The sequence below is a fragment of the Pedobacter sp. MC2016-15 genome, assembly GCF_026239695.1.
Lineage (GTDB): Bacteria > Bacteroidota > Bacteroidia > Sphingobacteriales > Sphingobacteriaceae > Pedobacter.
In genome coordinates this window covers 282,079-304,486 of sequence record NZ_JAPIVS010000007.1, presented here as the reverse complement: position 1 = coordinate 304,486, position 22,408 = coordinate 282,079, and the positions used below count along the sequence as shown (strand labels likewise).

General features: G+C 45.2%; 22 protein-coding genes. 17 read left to right on the top strand and 5 right to left on the bottom strand.

The genetic code is table 11. The features are described from left to right. Positions 1-14 precede the first annotated feature (14 nt). On the bottom strand, positions 15-962 hold the full coding sequence (locus OQY15_RS19955; RefSeq protein ID WP_265793698.1) for an NAD-dependent epimerase/dehydratase family protein: 948 nt from the start codon (positions 960-962) through the stop codon (positions 15-17). Between the two features lie 230 nt (positions 963-1,192). Between OQY15_RS19955 and OQY15_RS19950 the strand changes: the two genes are divergently transcribed. The 15 genes from OQY15_RS19950 (at position 1,193) to OQY15_RS19880 (ending at position 17,362) form a co-directional block, all read left to right on the top strand. Then, a complete protein-coding gene (locus OQY15_RS19950) occupies positions 1,193-1,828 on the top strand; it encodes a gluconate 2-dehydrogenase subunit 3 family protein (protein WP_265793694.1) in 636 nt (211 codons plus the stop codon). A 19-nt stretch (positions 1,829-1,847) separates the two neighbouring features. After that, positions 1,848-3,548 (top strand): GMC family oxidoreductase, encoded by a 1,701-nt coding sequence (locus OQY15_RS19945; RefSeq protein ID WP_265793693.1) that lies wholly within the window; start codon positions 1,848-1,850, stop codon positions 3,546-3,548. Then, on the top strand, positions 3,548-4,708 hold the full coding sequence (locus tag OQY15_RS19940) for a Gfo/Idh/MocA family oxidoreductase (RefSeq protein ID WP_265793692.1): 1,161 nt from the start codon (positions 3,548-3,550) through the stop codon (positions 4,706-4,708). The genes OQY15_RS19945 and OQY15_RS19940 overlap by 1 nt, the downstream gene beginning before the upstream one ends. 4 nt (positions 4,709-4,712) lie before the next feature. Continuing rightward, positions 4,713-5,765 carry a sugar phosphate isomerase/epimerase gene (locus tag OQY15_RS19935; RefSeq protein WP_265793691.1) on the top strand — a complete coding sequence of 351 codons (1,053 nt, stop codon included), beginning with the start codon at positions 4,713-4,715 and terminating at the stop codon, positions 5,763-5,765. A 19-nt stretch (positions 5,766-5,784) separates the two neighbouring features. Further along, entirely contained in the window at positions 5,785-6,198 is a 414-nt protein-coding gene (locus OQY15_RS19930) for a c-type cytochrome (RefSeq protein ID WP_265793689.1), read from the top strand. A 45-nt stretch (positions 6,199-6,243) separates the two neighbouring features. Beyond that, positions 6,244-7,701 (top strand): Gfo/Idh/MocA family oxidoreductase, encoded by a 1,458-nt coding sequence (locus OQY15_RS19925; RefSeq protein WP_265793688.1) that lies wholly within the window; start codon positions 6,244-6,246, stop codon positions 7,699-7,701. A 12-nt stretch (positions 7,702-7,713) separates the two neighbouring features. After that, positions 7,714-8,409: a DUF1080 domain-containing protein gene (locus OQY15_RS19920; protein WP_265793686.1), complete on the top strand. Its 696-nt coding sequence runs from the start codon at positions 7,714-7,716 to the stop codon at positions 8,407-8,409. An 18-nt stretch (positions 8,410-8,427) separates the two neighbouring features. Beyond that, complete coding sequence (locus tag OQY15_RS19915) at positions 8,428-9,672, top strand: nucleoside permease (RefSeq protein WP_265793721.1); 1,245 nt, start codon at positions 8,428-8,430, stop codon at positions 9,670-9,672. Between the two features lie 2 nt (positions 9,673-9,674). Next, positions 9,675-10,565, top strand: a complete 891-nt coding sequence (locus OQY15_RS19910) for a TIM barrel protein (protein ID WP_265793685.1) — start codon at positions 9,675-9,677, stop codon at positions 10,563-10,565. Between the two features lie 12 nt (positions 10,566-10,577). Beyond that, the gene (locus OQY15_RS19905) at positions 10,578-11,447 is read left to right on the top strand and encodes a sugar phosphate isomerase/epimerase (RefSeq protein ID WP_265793683.1); all 870 of its coding nucleotides are present in this window, start codon (positions 10,578-10,580) and stop codon (positions 11,445-11,447) included. A gap of 120 nt (positions 11,448-11,567) precedes the next feature. Then, the gene (locus tag OQY15_RS19900; protein WP_265793682.1) at positions 11,568-12,560 is read left to right on the top strand and encodes an aspartate-semialdehyde dehydrogenase; all 993 of its coding nucleotides are present in this window, start codon (positions 11,568-11,570) and stop codon (positions 12,558-12,560) included. A gap of 79 nt (positions 12,561-12,639) precedes the next feature. Further along, on the top strand, positions 12,640-14,034 hold the full coding sequence (gene dacB / locus OQY15_RS19895; RefSeq protein ID WP_265793681.1) for a D-alanyl-D-alanine carboxypeptidase/D-alanyl-D-alanine-endopeptidase: 1,395 nt from the start codon (positions 12,640-12,642) through the stop codon (positions 14,032-14,034). A gap of 143 nt (positions 14,035-14,177) precedes the next feature. Continuing rightward, entirely contained in the window at positions 14,178-16,082 is a 1,905-nt protein-coding gene (locus OQY15_RS19890) for a family 20 glycosylhydrolase (RefSeq protein WP_265793679.1), read from the top strand. A 4-nt stretch (positions 16,083-16,086) separates the two neighbouring features. Then, complete coding sequence (locus OQY15_RS19885; protein ID WP_265793677.1) at positions 16,087-16,896, top strand: tRNA pseudouridine synthase A; 810 nt, start codon at positions 16,087-16,089, stop codon at positions 16,894-16,896. A 67-nt stretch (positions 16,897-16,963) separates the two neighbouring features. Then, on the top strand, positions 16,964-17,362 hold the full coding sequence (locus tag OQY15_RS19880; protein ID WP_265793676.1) for a hotdog domain-containing protein: 399 nt from the start codon (positions 16,964-16,966) through the stop codon (positions 17,360-17,362). On the opposite strand, the gene OQY15_RS19875 is transcribed toward OQY15_RS19880, so the two are convergent. From OQY15_RS19875 to OQY15_RS19860, 4 genes are read right to left on the bottom strand one after another with little or no spacing between them, the layout of a single operon-like run. After that, on the bottom strand, positions 17,359-17,883 hold the full coding sequence (locus tag OQY15_RS19875) for a shikimate kinase (protein WP_265793719.1): 525 nt from the start codon (positions 17,881-17,883) through the stop codon (positions 17,359-17,361). The genes OQY15_RS19880 and OQY15_RS19875 overlap by 4 nt on opposite strands. A gap of 3 nt (positions 17,884-17,886) precedes the next feature. Further along, on the bottom strand, positions 17,887-18,942 hold the full coding sequence (locus OQY15_RS19870; protein WP_265793675.1) for an ABC transporter permease: 1,056 nt from the start codon (positions 18,940-18,942) through the stop codon (positions 17,887-17,889). 1 nt (position 18,943) lies between these two features. Further along, entirely contained in the window at positions 18,944-20,095 is a 1,152-nt protein-coding gene (locus OQY15_RS19865) for a BT_3928 family protein (protein ID WP_265793674.1), read from the bottom strand. A gap of 2 nt (positions 20,096-20,097) precedes the next feature. Beyond that, entirely contained in the window at positions 20,098-20,640 is a 543-nt protein-coding gene (locus OQY15_RS19860; protein WP_265793673.1) for a DUF1599 domain-containing protein, read from the bottom strand. 56 nt (positions 20,641-20,696) lie between these two features. On the opposite strand from OQY15_RS19860, the gene folP reads away from it, so the two are divergent. Both folP and cdaA read left to right on the top strand, forming a co-directional pair. Then, positions 20,697-21,554 (top strand): dihydropteroate synthase, encoded by an 858-nt coding sequence (gene folP, locus OQY15_RS19855; RefSeq protein ID WP_265793718.1) that lies wholly within the window; start codon positions 20,697-20,699, stop codon positions 21,552-21,554. Positions 21,555-21,584: 30 nt separating this feature from the next. After that, positions 21,585-22,376 carry a diadenylate cyclase CdaA gene (gene cdaA, locus OQY15_RS19850; protein ID WP_265793672.1) on the top strand — a complete coding sequence of 264 codons (792 nt, stop codon included), beginning with the start codon at positions 21,585-21,587 and terminating at the stop codon, positions 22,374-22,376. Positions 22,377-22,408 lie beyond the last annotated feature (32 nt).

Genomic DNA, 22,408 nt, shown 5'->3' with positions numbered 1-22,408 from the left:
ATTGAGGGCTTACCCTATGATTTTTTTAAATTATTAAACATATCCGATGTCAGTTTCGCCAGGTCAAATTCAGGCTTCCAGCCCCAGTCGCGCGTGGCAAACTGATCGTCAATGGAACGTGGCCAGCTTGCAGCAATCTGCTGACGCGGGTCATTCGCCGTGTAAGTCAGCTTGAAATCCGGAATATGGTTCCTGATCTCTGCGGCCAGTACTTCAGGTGTAAAGCTTACCCCTGCGAAATTATAGCTCGACCGGATGCTGATCTGCGCTGAAGGAGCATCCATCAGTTCAATGGTACCACGGATGGCATCATCCATATACATCATCGGCAATTCTGTTTCCGCAGACAGAAAAGATGCATAGCTACCTTTTTTCAATGCATCATGAAAAATATGAATGGCATAATCCGTAGTGCCTCCACCCGGAGCAGCCTTCCAGCTGATCAGTCCCGGATAACGTATGCTGCGCACATCCAGGCCATATTTCTGATGGTAATACTCACACCACCTTTCGCCCGCTAATTTACTAATTCCATAAACAGTATTGGGGTCCATCACACAAAATTGTTCTGTCTGATCTTTTGGGGAATTTGGCCCAAAGACCGCAATAGAACTCGGCCAGTAAACCTTTGCCGTTTTGTAAATGATAGCAAGATCAAGAATATTCAGCAATCCGTTCATATTCAGGTCCCAGGCCAGCTGCGGGTTCTGTTCTCCGGTGGCCGATAATAAGGCAGCCAGCAGATAAACCTGCGTCGGCTTATACTTCGCGAAGATCTTATTTAAAGTTTCCTTTTCAAGAACATTCACAAATTCAAAAGGGCCTGAATTTTTGATGTCATAATCAGGACGGCGGATATCGCATGCGATCACATTGTCCTCTCCATAAGTTTTTCGCAGGGCCGTTACCAACTCCGTACCGATCTGGCCGTTAGATCCTAAAACTACAATTTTTTCGCTCATTAAAAGATGGATTTCGGCAAAGGTAGAAAAACGAAACAAACCTGAATAAAAATGTTATTAATTATATTTATCTTCATCAACTGGCGGATGAATCAAATTTACCCCCAGGCAGCCTGAGTAACAAAAGCATTATATTAGTGTGTTAATATTACACTTTGTCACATGTTTTACTTAATTTGGACTGTCCAATAGCACATAAACATAACATAACGAAACCAAATTTAAATCAAATGAATAGAAGAGAGGCAGTAAGAAGTGTGGCTTTTTTGATGGGAGGCGCACTATCTGCAACTACAATCGGCGTATTCCTTGAAGGCTGTGCTTCACCATCGGCTAACAAAGGATCCAATCTGTTTTCTGAAGACCAGAACCTGATCATCACTGAAATAGCGGATGTAATCATTCCTACAACGAAAACTCCCGGTGCCAAAGCGGCCGGCGTAGGACCGTTCATTTCAAAAATGATCATGGAATGTTATCCTGAAGATGCCCAAAAGGCATTTGTTAAAGGCCTTGAAGACCTTGAAGACCGTTCAAAAAAAGAGTTCGACAAGTCGTTCCTGAAAATTTCTGTGAAAGAGCGTGAGCAGCTTCTCGGAAAATTACGCGACGAAACCCTTGCCGCACAGAAAGCTGAAGCTGCGAAGAAACCTTCCGGCCCGAATCTTAAACTGGAAAAACCTATGGCAGGACCAGACAGGTATGCAAAAAGCACTCCTTATTTCTTCGCCATTGCGCGTGATTTAACGCTGCTGGGTTACTGGACTTCGGAGATCGGCGCTACGCAGGCTCTTGAGTATGTACAGATCCCGGGCCGTTACGATGGCTGCGTAGACCTGAAACCTGGTCAGAGAGTTTATTCATAATCTATTAGCACAACAAGCAATGAATTTAAATACAAAAGCAACTGCACAAAATACATATGATGCCATTGTTGTTGGATCCGGCATTAGCGGCGGATGGGCAGCAAAGGAATTAACAGAAAAAGGTCTTAAAGTTTTACTGCTCGAACGCGGCAGAAACGTAGAGCATATCAAAGACTATACTACAGCAATGAAAAAACCATGGGAGTTCGAACACCGTGGATTGCTGACAGAAGAACAAAAAAGAACTCACCCGGTACAGATCAGGGATTATCCTTACCAGGAAGCCAATGAAAGCTTCTGGGTAAATGACCTTGAATGTCCTTATACTGAGGTAAAACGTTTTGACTGGTACCGTGGTTTCCACGTAGGTGGTAAATCACTGATGTGGGGCCGTCAGAGCTACCGCTTCAGTGACCTGAACTTTGAAGACAATAAAAAAGATGGTCATGGAAACGACTGGCCGATCAGATACAAGGACCTTGAAAAGTGGTACGACTATGTAGAGCGCTTTGCAGGGATCAGCGGAACAGTAGAAAACTGGCCTGCATTGCCAGACGGACAGTTCCTCCCTCCTATGGAAATGAACTGCGTAGAAAAATCTGTGAAATCACGTATTGAAGCACACTGGAAAAAGTCACGTATCATGACGATTGGCCGTACAGCCAACCTGACTGTTCCTCATGGCGGACGTGGCAGCTGCCAGTACCGTAACCTGTGTAGCAGAGGATGTCCTTTCGGCGCTTACTTCAGCACACAATCTTCTACCCTGCCGGCTGCAGTAGCTACAGGAAACCTTACCCTACGTCCTTTCTCACTCGTAGAATCTATCATCTACGACAAAGAAACACAGAAAGCTAAAGGTGTACGAGTGATTGACTCAGAAACCAACGAGAACATAGAGTTTTTTGCCAAGATCGTTTTCGTAAACGGATCTACCTTAGGCAGTACTTTCATCCTGTTAAACTCTACTTCAGATGAACATCCTAACGGTTTGGGTAATGGCAGCGGTGAGCTGGGTCATAACCTGATGGACCACCATTTCCGTTGCGGTGCCAATGGAGAAGCTGAAGGTTTTGAAGATAAATATACCTACGGAAGAAGGGCTAACGGAATTTACATTCCAAGGTACCAGAACATGAACGGTGAAAAACGTGATTACCTGCGTGGCTTCGGTTATCAGGGCGGTGCAAGTCGTACAGGATGGCATAAAGATGTAGCCGAGCTTGCTTTCGGTGGTGAATATAAAGATAAGATGACCCAGCCAGGCGTGTGGTCAATGGGACTTGGTGGATTCGGAGAGTCTCTTCCATACCACGACAACAGGGTTTACATCGATAAAACCAAAAAAGACAAATGGGGAATGCCTGTTCTGGCAATCGACTGCGAGTTCAAAGGCAATGAGCAAAAAATGCGTCTAGACATGATGAACGATGCAGCAGAAATGCTGGAAGCCGCAGGATTGAAAAACATAACCACTTTCGACAATGGTTCTTCACCTGGTATGGCTATCCACGAACAGGGAACAGCTCGTATGGGTGCTGATCCGAAAACATCTGTCCTGAATAAATGGAACCAGATGCACGAAGTGAAAAACGTTTTTGTAACTGACGGATCATGTATGCCTTCAATCGCATGTCAGAACCCTTCACTTACATTTATGGCATTAACCGCAAGAGCAGCAGACTACGCTGTATCTGAACTTAAAAAAGGAAATCTTTAATGGCAGCAGGAAAGATCAGAATGGGCATGATCGGTGGAGGAAAAAACGCCTTTATTGGCGCTGTACACCGGATTGCTGCAAATATTGACGGACAGATAGAATTGGTTTGCGGAGCCCTGAGCTCTAATCCCGAAACTGCAAAAGAGTCTGGCGAATTATTGTTTTTAGCACCTGACAGGAACTATGGAAGCTATCAGGAGATGATCGAAAAAGAGAGTCTCCTGCCAGCTGAAACAAGGATGCATTTCGTTACGATCGTGACTCCAAACTTCGCGCATTTTGCCCCGGCAATGCTCGCACTGGAACATGGTTTCCATGTGGTGATCGACAAACCGATGACCCTTACCCTGGATGAAGCAAAAAAACTGGAAGCAAAAGTAAAAGACACAGGGTTAACCCTGTGTCTTACCTATACGTATTCGGGCTATCCAATGGTTAAACAGGCCAGACAGATGGTAAAGGAAGGTGCTTTCGGAAAAATCCGCAAGGTGCTGGTAGAATATCCACAGGGATGGCTGAGTCTTCCTTCAGAACGCGATGGCAATAAACAGTCTGCCTGGAGAACTGACCCTTCAAAAAGTGGGATCAGTGGCTGTATGGGAGACATTGGCACGCATGCAGCCCAACTGGCAGAATACATTTCAGGACTGGAGATCAGCAAGATCTGTGCAGACCTGAATATTGTGGTTGAAGGCCGCCCGCTGGATGATGACGGCAACGTTTTGCTGAAGTTTAACAATGGCGCCAACGGTGTGCTCGTAGCTTCGCAGATTGCTGCGGGTGAAGAAAATGCACTTAAAATCAAGGTGTATGGCGAAAAAGGCTCACTGGAATGGCACCAGGAAGAACCCAATACACTGAAAGTGAAATGGCTGGATGCACCAAGCCAGATCTACCGTACCGGACAGGGCTACCTATCCAATGTAGCACAATACAATGCACGTACTCCTTCAGGACATCCCGAAGGATACCTCGAAGCTTTTGCCAACCTCTACCGTAATTTCGCAGCTACCCTGCAGGCCGGGCTGGCCGGCGAAACACCAACAGCAGAAATGCTGGATTTCCCGGGTGCGGCAGAAGGTGTCAGAGGAATGGCGTTTATTGAAAATGTAGTGGCATCAAGCCAGTCGGACCAGAAATGGCACGATTTCAAAATATAAAAAGATGACAACACTTAAAGGACCAGCAGTATTTTTAGCGCAGTTTATCAGAGAAGAAGAACCTTTCAATTCACTCGAAGGCATCTGTAAATGGGCGGCAGACCTGGGTTTTAAAGGTATTCAGATGCCTACGTTAGATGACAGGTTTATCGATTTGCAGAAAGCTGCAGAAAGTAAAACCTATGCAGACGACCTCAGAGGTCAGATCGAAGGTTACGGACTGGAAATCACTGAACTATCTACGCATATTCAGGGTCAGCTGGTAGCAGTAAACCCGGCATTTGATAAAGCATTTGACGGCTTTGCTCCGGCAAACCTCAGAAATAACCCTTCAGCACGTACAGAATGGGCAGTGCAGCAACTTAAGTATGCCGCAAAAGCTTCCCAAAACCTGGGCTTAAACGCACATGCTACCTTCAGCGGGTCGCTGTTATGGCATATGTTCCATCCATGGCCGCAACGCCCTGAAGGTTTGGTAGACGACGGATTTAAGGAACTGGCACGCCGCTGGTTGCCTATCCTCAATGAATTTGATGAATGTGGTGTGGACGTTTGTTATGAAATCCACCCGGGAGAGGACCTTTTTGATGGTATTACCTATGAAATGTTCCTTGAAAAAGTAAATAATCACCCAAGGGCATGCTTATTGTATGATCCTTCACACTTTGTATTACAACAGCTGGATTACATCCAGTATATTGACTTTTACCATGAACGCATTAAGGCTTTCCATGTAAAAGATGCAGAGTTTAATGCTACCGGCAGACAGGGAACATTTGGCGGATACCAGAGCTGGGCAAACCGTGCCGGCCGCTACCGCTCGCCGGGCGATGGACAGGTTGATTTTAAAACTATATTTAGTAAACTTGCCCAGTATGACTTCAAAGGCTGGGCCGTGATGGAATGGGAATGCTGCATCAAGGATTCCGAAACTGGTGCACGTGAAGGCGTTGAGTTTATTAAAAAACATATTATCCCGGTTACAGAGAGGGCCTTTGACGACTTCGCCGCTACTGGCGCTGATGAGGCTTTCAACCGACAAATTTTAGGTATATAATAATTAGCACACAAAAAGAATGAAACACACAACATTACTTATCCTGGGCTGCCTGGGCTTAACCTTAGCATCATGCGGAGGTGGCGAGAAGACTGAGGAGACGATCAAGACGAAATCAACTACGACAACTACAGAAAGCAGCACCACTACTCCGGCTGCAGAAGCAAGCGGAGAGAAACTTCCCGGAGAAAAATTGATCGCCATGCAGGACTGTGTGGGATGTCACAACAAAGATCAGAAAGTAATTGGCCCTGCATATGTAGATATCGCAGCGAAATACCCTTCGAATGATGAAAATATCAGCCATCTGGCAGATGTAGTCATTGCCGGAAGCAAAGGTACATGGGGAGACCTGCCAATGACGCCGCATCCGAACCTGAGCAAGGACGATGCTAAATTAATGGTGACCTGGATATTGTCACTCAAAAAGTAAAAATCAAAAATCAGACATCTCTGTCTAACCAAATATTTTTATCTAATGGAGAAAACAAATAAGGAAGTAAATGCGGCCGGAAGACGCGCATTTTTGAAAAATACTGCAATTGCAGGTGCATCATTTATGATTTTCCCTCGTCACGTATTGGGCGGGAAAGGTTTTACAGCTCCAAGCGATCGCTTGGTGATAGCGGGAGTAGGTGTAGGTGGAAAAGGTGCTGGTGATATTACTGCTTTTCATAAAAGCGGTAAGGCAGATATTGGATTTCTTTGTGATGTAGACACCAAAAGGGCTGCCGCAACGGTAAAAAGTTTCCCGAAAGCTAAGTTCCATAAGGACTGGCGGGAAATGCTCGATAAAGAACATAAAAATTTTGATGCGGTTAGTATCTCTACGCCAGACCATAGTCATGCGATGATAACGGTGGCGGCAATGCAGCTGGGCAAACACGTATACGTACAAAAACCGCTTACTCATGACATTTACGAAGCCCGGAAATTAACCGAGGCAGCAAAGAAATATAAAGTGGTTACCCAAATGGGAAACCAGGGTGCATCCAATGATGGACCGCGCCAGATGAAGGAATGGTATGATGCCGGACTAATTGGCGATGTACATACTGTATATGCATGGACAGACCGTCCGGTATGGCCTCAGGGTATTCCATGGTCGGCCAACAAAGCTGAAATTCCGGCAACACTCGACTGGGATCTGTGGCTGAATAATGCGCCGTATAAAGAGTTTGTAGATAAGCTGGTTCCTTTCAACTGGAGAGGCTGGTGGGACTACGGAACCGGTGCCCTCGGAGATATGGGTTGTCACCTGATCGAAGCTCCGTTTAGTGTGCTTGGATTAAAATATGCTACCAACGTACAGGCCAGTGTAGGTTCTGTATATGTTGATGAATTTAAACGCGGATATTTCCCTGAAAGCTGTCCTCCGTCGAGCCATGTTACGCTGACTTTCCCTAAAACTGCAAAAACACAGGGCGAAGTAACATTACACTGGATGGATGGTGGTATTCAGCCTACACGTCCTGAAGAACTGGAAGCAAACGAGGTTTTTGGTGATGGTGGTAATGGTACCCTGTTTATCGGTACCAAAGGTAAAATGATGAGCAGTACTTACAGTGCCAACCCTCGCCTGCTGCCTTTGAGCCGCAACAAGGATATCAAAGTTCCAGAGAAATTTGCACGTGTTCCCGGCGGAGCCAATGGTCACTATGCGCAATGGGTAGAAGCTTGTATCGCAGGGTACGGCAAAAAAGAAGTGAGTTCTCCTTTCGAAATTGCCGGACCGCTGACTGAGGCGCTGCTGATGGCTAACCTGGCAATCCGTGGTAATGATGTACAGAGAACATCTGCCGATGGCAAAATTTCTTATCCGGGCAGAAATATTCAGCTGTTATGGGATAATGACAATATGAAAGTGACCAACTTCGATGATGTTAACCAGTATGTAAAAAGAGAGTACCGCAAAGGATGGACTCTCGGCATGTAAACAAGAAAAACTATGAACCTATATAAGATATCTGCAGCATTGCTGCTTACAGTAATGATCAGCAGCAACAGTAATGCACAGAAAAAAGAAAAGGGATTCGTTTCCCTTTTTGATGGTAAAACTACTACGGGATGGCATACTTATGGCAGAAACCTGGCCGGACAGGCATGGAAGGTTGAAGGTGGTGCTTTACACCTGGTGCCAACCGGAAAAAAAGAAGATGCAGGTGACCTGGTAACCAACAAGGAATATGGAAACTTCCACCTGAAGGTTGACTGGAAAGTTGCTCCGGGTGCAAACAGCGGAATTTTATTCCATATCAAGGAAGATGCTGCGAAATATCATCAGACTTACTCTACGGGACCTGAAGTACAGGTTATTGACAACGACGGACATCCGGACGGAAAAATCAACAAACACCGTGCGGGTGATCTGTATGATCTGGTAAAAAGCAGTTCTGAGCCGGTAAAGCCTGTTGGCGAATGGAATACTGCGGAGATCATCAGCAACAAAGGCACACTGGAAATCAAGTTAAACGGTGTGACAGTGGTAACGACTACACAGTTCGACGACAACTGGAAAGCGCTGATTGCAGGCAGTAAATTTGCAACATGGCCAGACTTTGGTACATTCACGTCAGGAAAAATTTCCCTGCAGGACCATGGCAACGAAGTATGGTACCGCAATATCCTGATCAAAGAACTTTAAACCCTTTAACCAAATATGATGAATGTAAATACCCGCGTCAAGTTATCGTTGATGATGTTCCTGGAGTTTTTTATCTGGGGCTCATGGTTCGTTACCCTGGGTACATTTTTAGAAAAAAACCTGTCTGCTACAGGTTCACAAACAGCAGCTGTATTCTCTACCCAGTCCTGGGGGGCCATCATAGCTCCTTTTATCATCGGCCTGGTGGCCGACAGGTTCTTTAACGCGGAGAGAATTCTGGGCGTATTACACATTGTGGGAGCAATTCTGATGTATCAGATGTACACTTCTACCAACGTGGATGCCTTTTATCCCTATGTACTGGGTTACATGATCCTCTTCATGCCTACCCTTGCACTGGTAAACTCTGTAGCATTTAATCAGATGCAGGATGCGGAGAAGGAGTTTGCAAACATCAGGTTCTGGGGTACCATAGGCTGGATCGTAGCAGGATTGTTCATCAGCTATGTGTTCCTGTGGGATTCTGTTGAAGGATTAAGCTCAGGTTTACTGAAAAATACTTTTGCCATGGCAGGTGTTGCTTCAGCAATTTTGGGATTATTCAGCTTTGCGCTTCCAAAAACACCGCCAAAAGTATCAAAAGACGAGAAGGTTAAAATTTCTGACATCCTCGGCCTGGACGCATTGAGCTTGCTAAAGGATAAAAACTTTGCGGTTTTCTTTGTATCTGCAATTTTGATCTGTATCCCTCTGGCATTCTACTACCAGAATGCTCACCCTTTCCTTTCGAGCATTGGTGTAGCCGGTCCTACGGGCAAGATGGCCATCGGACAGGTGTCTGAGGCACTCTTTCTGCTGATGATCCCGGTGTTCTTTAAACGTTTCGGATTCAAGGTCACGATATTGGTGGGTATGATCGCCTGGGCTATCCGTTATGCGCTATTTGCCTACGGAAATGCCGGCGAACTGAGTTTCATGCTGATCATCGGTATCGCGCTGCATGGTGTTTGTTACGATTTCTTCTTTGTATCAGGACAGATCTATACCAACTCAAGAGCTGGTGATAAATACAAAAGTGCTGCACAGGGTTTAATCACCCTGGCTACCTATGGTGTTGGAATGCTGATTGGATTTGAAGTTGCAGGTATGATTACTGACAGTTATAAACTGGCAGACGGATCTGTAGACTGGAAAATGGTGTGGATCATCCCTGCGGGAATCGCACTGGTCGTGTTCCTGCTGTTCTCAGTATTCTTCACTGACAAAAAAACTGCACCGGAGTCTCAACTTAACCACGCTTAATCATGGGAACTGAACAAAGCCGCAGAAAAATGTTAAAAACGATGATCACTGGCACCGCAGTACTGGGTGCTTCAGTGGCTGTGCCGGCACTTGCTATGGAAAAAGAAACAACTACCGCTCCACCAAAGTTAAAAGGCAACGTCAACCATTCGGCATGCCGCTGGTGTTACGATAAAATTGAACTGGATGCCCTTTGTGCCGCAGGCAAGGAAATGGGCTTAAAAGCTATAGACCTTGTAGGACCTTCCGAATGGCCGACATTGAAAAAATACGGTTTGTATTCTTCGATGTGTAATGGCGCGGAGATCAATCTGGTTGATGGCTTCAATGACCCTGCCTTTCATCCAAAGCTGATTGACAACTATACAAAAATGATTCCTCTGGTTGCTGCTGCAGGCTATAAAAACCTCATCTGCTTTAGCGGTAACCGCCGTGGAAAAGATGATGAAACGGGTTTAAAAAACTGCGTTGAAGGCCTGAAACAATTGATGCCACTGGCAGAGAAACACGGTGTGGTTCTGGTAATGGAACTGCTGAACAGCAAAGTTAATCACAAGGATTATCAGTGTGATCATACTGCCTGGGGTGCCGAACTGGCTAAAAGATTAGGTTCTGAGAACTTCAAATTGCTGTATGATATCTATCATATGCAGCTGGATGAAGGTGATGTGATCAGAACCATCCAGACCTATCATCCATACATTGCTCATTACCATACCGGAGGAGTACCGGGAAGGAATGAAATTGATGAAACACAGGAATTGTACTATCCTGCGATTATTAAAGCCATCCTGGCAACAGGCTTCAAAGGGTATATCGCCCAGGAGTTTATTCCTAAACAGAAAGACGCCCTGGCATCCCTGAGAAAGGCAATTACAATTTGTGACCAATAAACTAAATTAACTATGAATACGAGAAGAGATTTCCTAAAAATGGCTGGTATCGCCGCAGCAGGCGTAGCCATCGCACCATCATGTGCTTTCGCCGCTCCGGCTAAAACAGTGGGTCTGCAATTATATTCTTTAAGGGCTGAATTACCTAAAGATGTAAAAGCAACCATCGCTAACGTAGCAAAAGCAGGTTATAAAGAAGTAGAAACCTACGGTTATTCTGCAAAAGATGGCTACTGGGGATTAGACCCTAAAGCTTTCAAAGCTTTGCTTACTGAAAACGGGCTTACAGCACCAAGCGGGCATTATGGAATGGATAAGTTCATCGCTGACGGAAACCAGGAAGAACTGAAGAGTTATATCGCTGCAGCAAATACCATCGGCAGTACTTACATCACTGTTCCTTACCTGGGTGACGGACTGAGAAAAACTGAGAGCGACTGGAAAGCCGTTGCAGATAAATTAAATGAGGCTGCTGTACTTTGCAAAGCCGCCGGACTTAAACTTGCTTACCATAACCATAACTTTGAATTCGTTAAGATTGGTGAAACTACAGGTTATGACCTGCTGTTAAAAGGTACTGATCCAAACCTGGTGCAATTTGAAATGGACTTGTACTGGGTAGTAAGATCTGGCAATGATCCGGTAAAACTATTTACTGCAAACCCTGGACGTTTCCCAATGTGGCATGTGAAAGACATGGACAAAGTTGATAACACGATCAACACTGAAGTGGGAACAGGAACAATCGATTTCAAAACGCTTTACAAAAGTGCAAAACTGGCAGGTTTACAACACCTGATTGTAGAGCAGGAAAACTTCTCTATGGACCCTTATAAAAGCATCAAACAAAGTGCTGATTATGTAAAGAAAAACGTTTTATAAAATACAGTATCAACTAGATGCTGAATATGAAGAAAGTTTTTCCCATATTTGAATGTAGATGTCATCAACCCAAAAGTTGGTGACATTTTCATAACCACTTAAAATCAAATAAATAAAAACATGAAAATCGCAGTTGTAGGTGCCACAGGTTTAGTAGGCACTGTAATGTTAAAAGTACTGGAAGAACGTAATTTCCCTCTGACCGAATTAATCCCGGTTGCATCAGAAAAAAGTGTAGGTAAAGAAATCACTTTTAAGGGTAAGCCGTTCAAGGTTGTTAACATGGAAACTGCAATTGCCATGAAACCGGATGTTGCTTTATTTTCTGCCGGAGGCAGCACTTCATTGAAGTATGCTCCACTTTTTGCAGAAGCTGGTACAACAGTAATCGACAATTCATCCGCATGGCGTATGGATCCATCGAAGAAACTGATCGTACCTGAAGTAAATGCCTATGAATTATCAATCGATGATAAGATCATTGCCAATCCAAACTGTTCAACTATTCAAATGGTAGTGGCCTTAAAACCATTACATGATAAATACAGAATCAAACGTGTAGTTGTTTCTACTTACCAGTCTGTTACCGGTACTGGTGTAAAAGCAGTAGAGCAAATGATGAATGAACGTCAGGGTATTACTGACGGTGCTATGGCCTACCCATATCAGATCGACCTTAACGTAATCCCGCAGATCGATGTTTTCGAAGCTAATGGATACACTAAAGAAGAGATGAAAATGATCAAGGAAACCCGTAAGATTATGGGCGACGAGAGCATTCGTGTAACAGCTACTACAGTACGTATCCCGGTAATGGGCGGTCACTCAGAGTCAGTAAACATCGAGTTTGAAAATGATTTTGATGTGGCTGATGTAAAAGACTTAATGGCAAAAACTCCTGGAATTATCCTGGAAGACGACATTGATAACCTGAAGTACCCAATGCCAAAAGATGCACATGAAAAAGATGAAGTGTTTGTCGGACGTATCAGAAGAGATGAGTCTATGCCAAATACATTAAACATGTGGATCGTTGCGGATAACCTGCGTAAAGGTGCAGCAACAAATGCGGTACAGATCGCAGAATTCTTATTGCAAAAAGAACTGATCTAAAAAGATCATTTTGATACCGATGTGGTTTAGGTATAGCTTTGCTATATTTAAACCACATTTTTTTTGATTACCTATCCATATGTTGAAAAGATCACTCGTATTCCTTTTAACCCTCTCCTCGATTGTCACATTTGCCCAGGGGCCCGCTCAAAGGCTTTCGCAATCTTTTAATACCTTACTGGAAGACCCTCAGGCAAAATATGCCATGAGTTCCATCATTGTACTGGATGCAAATACGGGTAAACAGATCTATGCGAAGAATGAAAATATAGGTCTCGCTACGGCATCTACCTTAAAAACCATCACCTCGGCCACCGCCTTCTCTCTGCTGGGTAAAGACTTCCGCTATCAGACAACCTTGAGCTACAGCGGTATCATTACAGCGGATGGCACACTTAAGGGAGATATCATCATTACTGGTGGAGGAGATCCTACCCTGGCTTCCTGGAGATATGAGAATAAGGAAGCTGCCGTATTAAACCAGTGGGTGGCCGCAATCAAAGCAGCAGGCATAAAAAAAATCGAAGGTAAAGTCATTGGTGATGACCGCCTCTGGGGAACACAAAGTACGCCCGAGGGCTGGACCTGGCAGGATATAGGCAATTATTTTGGCGCCGGACCTTCGGCACTGAGCTGGCGCGAAAACCAGTTTGATATTAAACTCCGTGCAAACAATACAGTATCTGTTTTGAAAACAGTACCGGCAATGCCCTACCTCACGATTATCAATGAGCTGGACGCGGGTGCAGCCGGAACCGGCGACAGAGCTTATGCCTTTCTGCCACCTATGGCTACCATTGCCTATCTGAGGGGAAGCTGGGCCCGGGATATCAGCAAAAGCGGCATCTCCGTAGCACTTCCTGACCCTGCCTATGACGCCGCCTTCCGTTTGCAGGATACATTGCAAAGGGCGGGCATCATCGTAAGTACTGCCGCAGCATCTGCAAGGCAGCTTGCAGCGGTACAGCAGCAAGTGCCGGCAGGCACGCAAAAATTAAGCACCATCAGCTCCCCTTCCCTGTCGGAGATCGTTTTCTGGCTGAATAAAAAAAGTGTAAACCTCTACGCCGAACACCTGCTCAAAACAATCGCCTGGAAATCCGGTAAAGAAGCTACCACAAGGAATGGCGCAAGTACAGAAATTGCGTACTGGGCAAGCAAAGGTCTGGACAGGAATGCCCTCAATATCATTGACGGTAGCGGCCTTTCACCAGCCAACAGGGTTACCACATCGGCCATGGCCAATATCCTCTTCCAGGCGCAAAAGGAAGATTGGTTTGCTGATTTCTACAAATCCCTGCCCGACAATAATGGTATGAAAATCAAGAGCGGCACCATCAATGATGTCTCAGCATTCGCGGGTTATTACACTGCCGGTAACGGGAATAAATATGTAGTCGTGATCAACATCAACAATTATTCTGGCAGTGGCATCAACCCTAAACTTTTCAGGGTACTGAATGCGTTAAAATAGAATTAGCCCCCATTTTTATTCACATTTTATTAAATTGCAGCCTTTTACCAGGCACTCCGGCAAAACCCCTTCTTATTTTTATGAATAAATTCGTAACTTTTATATGCTGTTTTTTTCTTTACTCCAACGCATATAGTCAACAAATGGGATCTGAAAATACTAATCTATCGGTGACAGATAGCGCTGCGGCACCTGCAAACAGGGCTCCTGAATTTGCTATTATCCCCGAACCTGTATCACTGCTCAAAACCAGCGGTCATTTTACGCTTCCGGAAAATGTGGTGATCCTGGCTACACCGGAAATGAAACTCGTAGTTGATTACCTGAAAGAGAAAATATCCATCCCAACCGGAAGATTTGTATCAGAATATACCAATACCTCTGCCCCTGCTGCCATACGGCTGATGTTAAATTCAAAAGCCAATCCCCAGCTGGGAAATGAAGGTTACCAGATATCCGTTACCCCAACCCTCGTGGTGATCAAAGCCAATAAAACTGCCGGTTTATTCTACGGTGTGCAGAGTTTACTGCAGTTGTTCCCAAAAGAGATCGAATCAAAAGAGCTTGTTAAAGATATCAACTGGACCATACCATGTGTAGAGGTTACGGACTATCCGCGACTGGCGTGGAGAGGCCTGATGTTTGATGTTGCCCGCCACTTTTTTACCAAACAGGAGGTAAAGCAATACATCGATGCGATGGTCCGCTACAAATACAACCTGCTGCACCTGCACCTTACAGATGACGAAGGCTGGAGAATAGAAATTAAAGGACTGCCAAAACTCACAGAAGTAGGTGCCTGGAATGTGAAAAAGACAGGGGAATTTGGAACCTTCAGTACTCCGGGACCTGATGAACCACGTAACTACGGCGGATTTTTCACACAGGATGACCTGCGTGAGCTGATCCAGTATGCGAAGGACAGGTTTGTGGATATCATGCCCGAAATTGATGTTCCCGGACACAGCCTTGCTGCTATAGCATCCTATCCGGAACTTTCATGTACTCCAGGAGCAGCAAATTACAGAGTACGTTCCGGGGAGAAAATTATGGACTGGTCGCGCGGAGCCCCTCCAATCGCCCTGGTAGATAACACCCTCTGCCCTGCAAATGAAAAAGTTTATGCTTTCCTGGATACCATCATCACTCAGGTAGCGGCACTGTTTCCTTTTGAATATATCCATATGGGTGGCGATGAAGCCCCGGAAAACTTCTGGCAGAAGAGTGACGCCATCAAGGCACTGATGCAGCGGGAGGGCCTCAAAGACATGCGCCAGGTACAGGGCTATTTTGAGAAGAGAGTGCAAAAGATTGTAGAATCCAAAGGCAAGAAATTCATGGGCTGGGATGAGATCATGAACAGTGATATCCCTGCCAGTGCCGGTATCATGAGCTGGAGAAGCAGCCAGTTTGGTATCCAGGCCTCACATCAGAAACACGAAGTGATCATGGCCCCGCAGACCAATGTATATATCGACCTGATGCAGGGCGATGTAATCACTGAGCCTAAAGTTTATAACTCCGTACGCCTGCCAAAGGCTTACGAATTTGACCCTGTTCCTGCAGGAGCAGACCCCAAATATATCAGGGGTGCTCAGGCGAACTTGTGGACAGAGCAGATCTATAACATCCGCCAGGCAGAATACATGACCTGGCCAAGAGGATATGCCATTGCAGAGTCTATCTGGTCGCCAAAAGAGAAGAAAAACTGGACCAACTTTATCGCAAAAATGGAACAGCATTTTAAGCGGATGGATGTCGCGGAAACAAAATATGCCCCAAGCATCTATGATCCTATCTTCAAAGCCAGCAGAGCTGCAGACAGGACAGTGATGGTGGAGCTTATCACTGACATTACCGGGCTGGATATCTATTACAGCTTTGACAACTCTTTCCCTGATAAATTTTATCCTAAATACACAGAAAAAGTACCCGTACCTAAAGATGCTAACCAAATGCGTGTGATCACCTATCGGGATAATAAACCTATCGGCAGAATGATCACCATCCCGGTAGATGAGCTGAACAAAAGAGCAGGAAGAAGATAAGACCTTGAGATACTTTGTACATATAGGCTACAACGGCCTGCAATATAATGGATGGCAGCGCCAGGCGGCAGTGATGAACGTGCAGGGGGTGATAGAGAAATCCCTGAGCCAGATCTTCAAGACTGAGATAGCCATCAATGGCTGCGGAAGGACAGATGCCCAGGTACACGCCAGCCAGTTCTTCTTCCATATGGATCTGGAGCAAACATGGGATTTCGACCTGATGTTCAGGCTGAACAAGCTGCTTCCCCTGAATATTGCAGTGTATGATATCATCCCTATGGAAGGTCAGCCACATGCCCGCTTTGACGCGGTACAAAGGTCGTACGACTATTTCCTGCACACCTACAAAGACCCTTTTCTGAATGGCTTGAGTTCATACTATCTGCTGGACGGCCTGAACTGGGACGCCATGAAAGCTGCAGTAGACTTATTGCCAAAATATAAGGATTACCGTGCCTTCTGTACCCATCCTGATAAATATGAGCATACCCTTTGTTACGTCCGGTCAGCCAGCCTGATGGTGGACGACAAAGGAGAAAAACTCAGATTTCAGATCTCCTCCAACCGATTTCTGGGAAAGATGATCCGGATTCTCATGGGGCAGCTCCTGAAAATCGGCAAAGGAACACTTAGTGTAGATGAATTTGAAGGCCATCTGATCAGTAAGCAGACACCAGTGCTGATCACTCCTGCCCATCCGCAGGGATTATACCTGTCCAAGGTGACATATCCTTATCTTGATCTTCCTCCAAGAACAGATTTTTCAGCGATTCTGCAGAAAGCTTCAGACACTTCCTGGAGAAAGCTGTAACATTATTTACGCTAAGGTGAGATTCGAGAGCTAATAATGGCTTATTTTTGTGGGAAATAAGAATACTATGAATTTCCACACCAGAAAATGGATCAAACCGGAAGATCTGAATCCAAACGGTAGTTTATTTGGAGGCAGTTTGCTCAGATGGATAGATGAAGAGGCTGCAATATATGCCATTGTACAATTGGGCAACCCCAGGGTAGTTACAAAATACATTTCAGAGATCAACTTTGTGAGTTCTGCAAAACAGGGCGACATCATTGAAATGGGTATTACTGCCGTGGCCTTTGGAAATACATCACTGACCATGGTTTGTGAGGTGCGTAACAAGATCACCAGAAAAAGCATCCTTACAATCGACAAAATGGTATTTGTAAATGTGGATGAGTACGGCAACCCTGTACCTCATGGCAGAACCCAGATCAAGTTTATCGAAGAGCAGTTTGCTGCTGAAGACAATTAAAGTCTGAGGTCAGCCTGATTCAGGTTGTTTACTGCATCACGGATGCCATCTGCCGTAAGGCTCATCCCGTTGAGCGTAACTTTCGCCTGTTTATAAAATGGTCCCCGTTCTGTCAGCTTGTTCCTGATAAAGTCTACCACTCCTTCTGCTGTAAGATTCTGCAGCAGGGGGCGTTTAGCCATTCCCTTTTCCAGTCTTTTGGCCAGCGATACCGGAGAAAGCTCAATATAAACAGTTGTTCCGTTGGCATTCATCCATTCCATATTGTCAAAAAAACATGGCGTTCCCCCTCCGGTAGCAATCACACAGTTTTCTGCATAAGGGTGATTTTTCAGCGTTTCACTTTCAAGCTTCCTGAAAGCTTCTTCACCATGTGTGGCAAAGTAATTGGCTACAGTGGTTCCTGTGGCATGCTCAATGGCATGATCCAGATCTACGAGTTCAAAACCTTGTTTCTTCGCTAACTTCTTTCCCAGCGTTGTCTTGCCGCATCCCATAAAACCAATCAGAAATATCTTCATCACTTAAGCCAATTTTACCCTTGGATCTGCAAAGGCATACAAAATATCTACTAAAATATTAATTATCACAAATATCAGTGCAATAAACAGGATGGAACCCATCACCACAGGAAAATCTGACATTTCCAGTGCTTTTACCGTTGTTCTCCCCAGTCCGTTGTACCCAAATATATACTCCACAAAAAAGGAACCCGCGAGCAAAGAGGCAAACCAGCCGGAAATTGCGGTGATCACCGGATTCAGCGCGTTCTTCAGGGCATGTTTATAGATAACTGCAAAGCGTCCAAGGCCTTTGGCCCGCGCCGTACGGATGTAATCCTGTGCCAGGATATCCAGCATAGCCGTTCTGGTAAGCTGTACAATAATCGCCAGGGGGCGTAAACCTAAAGTGACTACAGGCAGGATGAGGTTTTTAAGCGTAATCACCTCTCCGCGGAAAGGGTCATAACTGTAAAGACTGCCTGACATATTCAACCCGGTGTATGGGCCCAGCACAAAACCAAAGAACCAGGCAATGATGATCCCGGCAAAGAACGCCGGTGCCGAAATGCCCAGTATCGCAAAGGCATTGGCCGCATTATCAATCCAGGTGTTTTTATACACTGCAGAAACTATTCCCAGAAAAACTCCAATCAGCGTGGCAAACACCATCGCCGTAATGGCCAGCACAAATGTATTGGGCACGGTTTCTCCCAGTATGGTCGCTACTTCGCGTTTTGTCTGGTACGAGCGTCGCAGATAAGGGATCTTTAGCGCGATAACATGTGTAGAAAGCGGTAGTAAAGGAAGATAGTTATACTTCTCCTGTTCCTCCTGACTGTGCTCATGCCAGCCTACAGGAGAAAGGTCGTTGATAAAAAGCAGAAACTGCATGGGTTTGGACTTATCCAGTCCGAATTCCTTACGCACGGCCTCGAGCGACTGCACATCGGCCCGCTGTCCCATCGTCATTCTCGCCGGATCACCCGGAAGGATGTTAAACAGGACAAACACCACTACCACTACCCCCGCCATTACGGCGAATCCATAGAGTAGTTTCCTGAGCGCGTATGACCACATGTTATTTTTCGAAATAAACCGTCTTTAATTTTTCAAAAGAAGGTACCGACTGGTAACTCCACTTATCGATCACCACTCCGTTTTTCATCAACAGCACCCCCGGATTGGCCCTTACCATACTTTTCAGCGGCACAGCGTCCGCATAGAAAATTTCTGACAACAACTTATTGCGTTTACTGAAAGCATCCGCATCCTGCGCAGAGTTGGAGGTCAGCAATACCGTACGGATATTGAACTGCTCTGTGGCATCCATCGTCAGTGCATTAAGTTTGCCTATCGCATCTGTGTTGGTATCGTTCAGGTTGTAGGCAACAATGATAATGTTATAATAAGGGTTCTCAATCAGTTCATTGGTGTAGTTGGTGCCTGTCGCATCACTGATGATCAGGTCTTTTATTTTTGGTTCATAACCCTTCTTTACCAGCTGCTGAACAGGATCACCCACGATCTGCCAGTTGCTGTCTTTCCAGATTTCCGTTTTCAGGTAATCTTTGTCGCTCATCTCCTTCGTTTCTCCTGTAGCTTTATTTTTCAGCTTGTACATGATCAGGTACTGGTCGGGTTCTGCACCATCAGGAATTTTCATCGCCTCTGGCAGGCTCGCCCCAATTTTATACGGAAGGAAATCTATGACCGGAAGGTAGCTGTGCGTATATATGGCGAACATAAAGGATACCGCCACTACAGCAATCAGCACGATCTTTTGAACTCCGGCATTTTCCGTTACCGGTTTAATGGCATTACGATAGATAAACAGGTATACAATCAGCAGCAGTAATACCAGATCTTTGGAGAACGACTGCCATGGTGTCAAAGGAATCGCATCCCCGAAACATCCACAGGAAGTAACTACCTTAAAAGCTGCCGATACAAAAGTGAGGAAAGTAAAAAATATAATAGTTCCCAAAAGCCCGGCTGCTACCTTCATACTCCAGAAACCGGCCAGCAGCAAGGCACCCAGCACAATTTCCAGCACACAGAGAATCATGGCTATACCCGTGGCATAGGGACTAAAAAAGGAGATATGGAAAACATCAAAGTATTCTTCCAGTTTATAACCAAAGCCCAGGGTATCGTTGGCCTTGATCAGTCCGGAGAAAATAAAGAGCAGCCCTACAAATAATCTGGAAAAATTTAACGCGGCTTTATTCATTTTTATTTCAGTTCTAATTTGATCAGCGCAAAAACAGCATAGTTGAGCATATCCTGATAATTGGCATTTACCCCCTCAGAAACAACAGTGGCACCGAGGTTATCTTCAATTTGTTTTACCCTGAAGATCTTCATCAGGATGAGGTCCGTCAGAGAGCTGATCCTCATATCTCTCCATGCCTCGCCGTAATCGTGGTTCTTGGCGAACATCAGGTCTTTCGTTTCCTGCACCTTCTGGTCAAACAGCTTTTCTACCCTTTCAGGATCCATTTCCAGCGGATCATTTTCATCCATGTCATATTGTATCATAGCAATAACACAGTAGTTGATGATCCCGATATATTCAGGAATGATCCCCTCTCCCACTTTGGAGATTTGTTTTTCTTCCAGCGTACGTATGCGCTGCGCCTTGATAAAGATCTGATCTGTAATAGAAGACAGGCGAAGTATGCGCCAGGCCGTTCCGTAATCTTTGGTTTTCTTTAAAAAAAGCGATCTGCAGACCGCAATTACTGAATCGAATTCTTGTGAGGTATTTGTGGCCAAAACAATTAAAATATTTAGTTTAAAGCTGTTTTAATACTGTATTTTTGTATCAAATGATGGCTAAAGATACGTTTTTAAACCGAAAAATAACACTAAACCTCAAAGGTGAACTGCTGGATTTGAGCAGGCCCTGCGTAATGGGTATTCTCAATTTAACACCGGATTCTTTTTACACTGAAAGCAGGATCAGTTCCACAGACCGGGCCCTGGAAAGAGTGGAAAACTGCTTGCAGGAAGGGGCCTCATTCATCGATATCGGAGCCTATTCTTCGCGCCCGGGCGCTGCTGATGTGAGCACTGATGAAGAGCTGAAAAGGATGATTCCGGTGGTGGAGGCGATCAGCAAAAGATTTCCTGAAGCAAAGCTTTCCATTGATACCTTCAGGGCTAAAGTTGCCCGTGAAAGTATTGAAGCCGGGGCACACATCATCAACGATATTTCCGGCGGGGAACTGGATGAACAGATGTTTGAAACTGTGGCGGACCTGCAGGTTCCCTACATCCTCATGCATATGAAAGGCAATCCACAGAACATGCAGGATGATCCGGTATATGGCAATGTAAGCCTGGATGTGGTGGATTATTTTGAGAAAAAAGTGAACATCCTGAAAAAACTTGGCCTGAAGGATATCATTCTCGATCCAGGGTTTGGCTTTGCCAAAACGATCGACCATAATTACGAACTGTTAAACCACATGCAGAACCTGGACATCTTCGGCCTCCCGGTGCTGGTGGGTTTTTCCAGGAAATCTATGATCTATAAGTTCCTGAACATTAGTCCGCAGGAAGCCTTGAATGCTACTACAGTTCTGAATACCCTGGCGCTTCAGAAGGGGGCCACAATTCTCAGGGTGCATGACGTTAAAGCAGCGGCAGAATGTATTGCTCTGGTGGAAAAAGTTCAGGAGCGTTAATATTTCTCTAAAATACTTAACTTGGCGCTAATGAAAGGTTTTGACTTTGATTTTCTTACCATAACAGTCACGGATGTAGTGGACATTTTGTTCGTTGCCTTCCTGATCTATTACACCTATAACCTGATCAAAAATACCATGGCGGTGAATTTGCTGCTGGGTATGCTGATCATCCTGATCCTGTGGTTTGTAGTTGACGCGCTCAATATGCGCCTGCTGTCTGCAATCATCAACAAGTTTATGAGCGTGGGTGTGATTGCCATGATCATCATCTTTCAGCCCGAAATCCGGCGCTTCCTGCTGCTGATCGGGAAAAACACCTTTCTGCAGAAAAACAGGGCCTGGTGGGGATATTTATTTGGCAGTAAGGATATTGAACGCGATAACCTGGTACGTATCAAACCGATCATCGACGCCTGTAAGAGCATGAAGAAATCCCGTACAGGTGCACTGATTGTTTTCGTCAAGTTTTATGACGACCAGTTGTTTGCGAACAGCTGTGAACTGATAGACTCCAAGATTTCAAAACGCCTGCTGGAAAGCATTTTTCAGAAATACAGTCCCCTGCATGACGGGGCAGTGGTGATCTCCGAAAACAAAGTGAAGAGTGCCAGCTGTATCTTACCGCTGACCGACAATGATAAACTGCCCGCCCAGTTTGGTCTGCGCCACCGTGCGGGAATTGGTATATCTGAAACTACAGATGCCGTAGCCGTAATTGTTTCGGAAGAAACGGGCGAGATTGCCTACGCAAAACAAGGGCGGGTGCGTATGAATGTATCCTTCGGCGAGCTGGAAAAATTGCTGAACAAGGATTTTTAAAAGGCATAAAAAAATCCGGCACAGGGCCGGAT

Excerpts from the sequence above, each read along its gene's own strand:
- OQY15_RS19950 (WP_265793694.1), top strand. The coding sequence starts at position 1,193 with ATGAATAGAAGAGAGGCAGTAAGAAGTGTGGCTTTTTTGATGGGAGGC.
- OQY15_RS19865 (WP_265793674.1), bottom strand. The coding sequence starts at position 20,095 with ATGAATAAAGCCGCGTTAAATTTTTCCAGATTATTTGTAGGGCTGCTC.
- OQY15_RS19910 (WP_265793685.1), top strand. The coding sequence starts at position 9,675 with ATGGGAACTGAACAAAGCCGCAGAAAAATGTTAAAAACGATGATCACT.
- OQY15_RS19880 (WP_265793676.1), top strand. The coding sequence starts at position 16,964 with ATGAATTTCCACACCAGAAAATGGATCAAACCGGAAGATCTGAATCCA.
- OQY15_RS19935 (WP_265793691.1), top strand. The coding sequence starts at position 4,713 with ATGACAACACTTAAAGGACCAGCAGTATTTTTAGCGCAGTTTATCAGA.
- dacB (WP_265793681.1), top strand. The coding sequence starts at position 12,640 with ATGTTGAAAAGATCACTCGTATTCCTTTTAACCCTCTCCTCGATTGTC.
- OQY15_RS19900 (WP_265793682.1), top strand. The coding sequence starts at position 11,568 with ATGAAAATCGCAGTTGTAGGTGCCACAGGTTTAGTAGGCACTGTAATG.
- OQY15_RS19945 (WP_265793693.1), top strand. The coding sequence starts at position 1,848 with ATGAATTTAAATACAAAAGCAACTGCACAAAATACATATGATGCCATT.
- OQY15_RS19890 (WP_265793679.1), top strand. The coding sequence starts at position 14,178 with ATGGGATCTGAAAATACTAATCTATCGGTGACAGATAGCGCTGCGGCA.
- OQY15_RS19920 (WP_265793686.1), top strand. The coding sequence starts at position 7,714 with ATGAACCTATATAAGATATCTGCAGCATTGCTGCTTACAGTAATGATC.
- OQY15_RS19870 (WP_265793675.1), bottom strand. The coding sequence starts at position 18,942 with ATGTGGTCATACGCGCTCAGGAAACTACTCTATGGATTCGCCGTAATG.
- OQY15_RS19915 (WP_265793721.1), top strand. The coding sequence starts at position 8,428 with ATGAATGTAAATACCCGCGTCAAGTTATCGTTGATGATGTTCCTGGAG.
- OQY15_RS19905 (WP_265793683.1), top strand. The coding sequence starts at position 10,578 with ATGAATACGAGAAGAGATTTCCTAAAAATGGCTGGTATCGCCGCAGCA.
- OQY15_RS19875 (WP_265793719.1), bottom strand. The coding sequence starts at position 17,883 with ATGAAGATATTTCTGATTGGTTTTATGGGATGCGGCAAGACAACGCTG.
- folP (WP_265793718.1), top strand. The coding sequence starts at position 20,697 with ATGGCTAAAGATACGTTTTTAAACCGAAAAATAACACTAAACCTCAAA.
- cdaA (WP_265793672.1), top strand. The coding sequence starts at position 21,585 with ATGAAAGGTTTTGACTTTGATTTTCTTACCATAACAGTCACGGATGTA.
- OQY15_RS19940 (WP_265793692.1), top strand. The coding sequence starts at position 3,548 with ATGGCAGCAGGAAAGATCAGAATGGGCATGATCGGTGGAGGAAAAAAC.
- OQY15_RS19925 (WP_265793688.1), top strand. The coding sequence starts at position 6,244 with ATGGAGAAAACAAATAAGGAAGTAAATGCGGCCGGAAGACGCGCATTT.
- OQY15_RS19955 (WP_265793698.1), bottom strand. The coding sequence starts at position 962 with ATGAGCGAAAAAATTGTAGTTTTAGGATCTAACGGCCAGATCGGTACG.
- OQY15_RS19930 (WP_265793689.1), top strand. The coding sequence starts at position 5,785 with ATGAAACACACAACATTACTTATCCTGGGCTGCCTGGGCTTAACCTTA.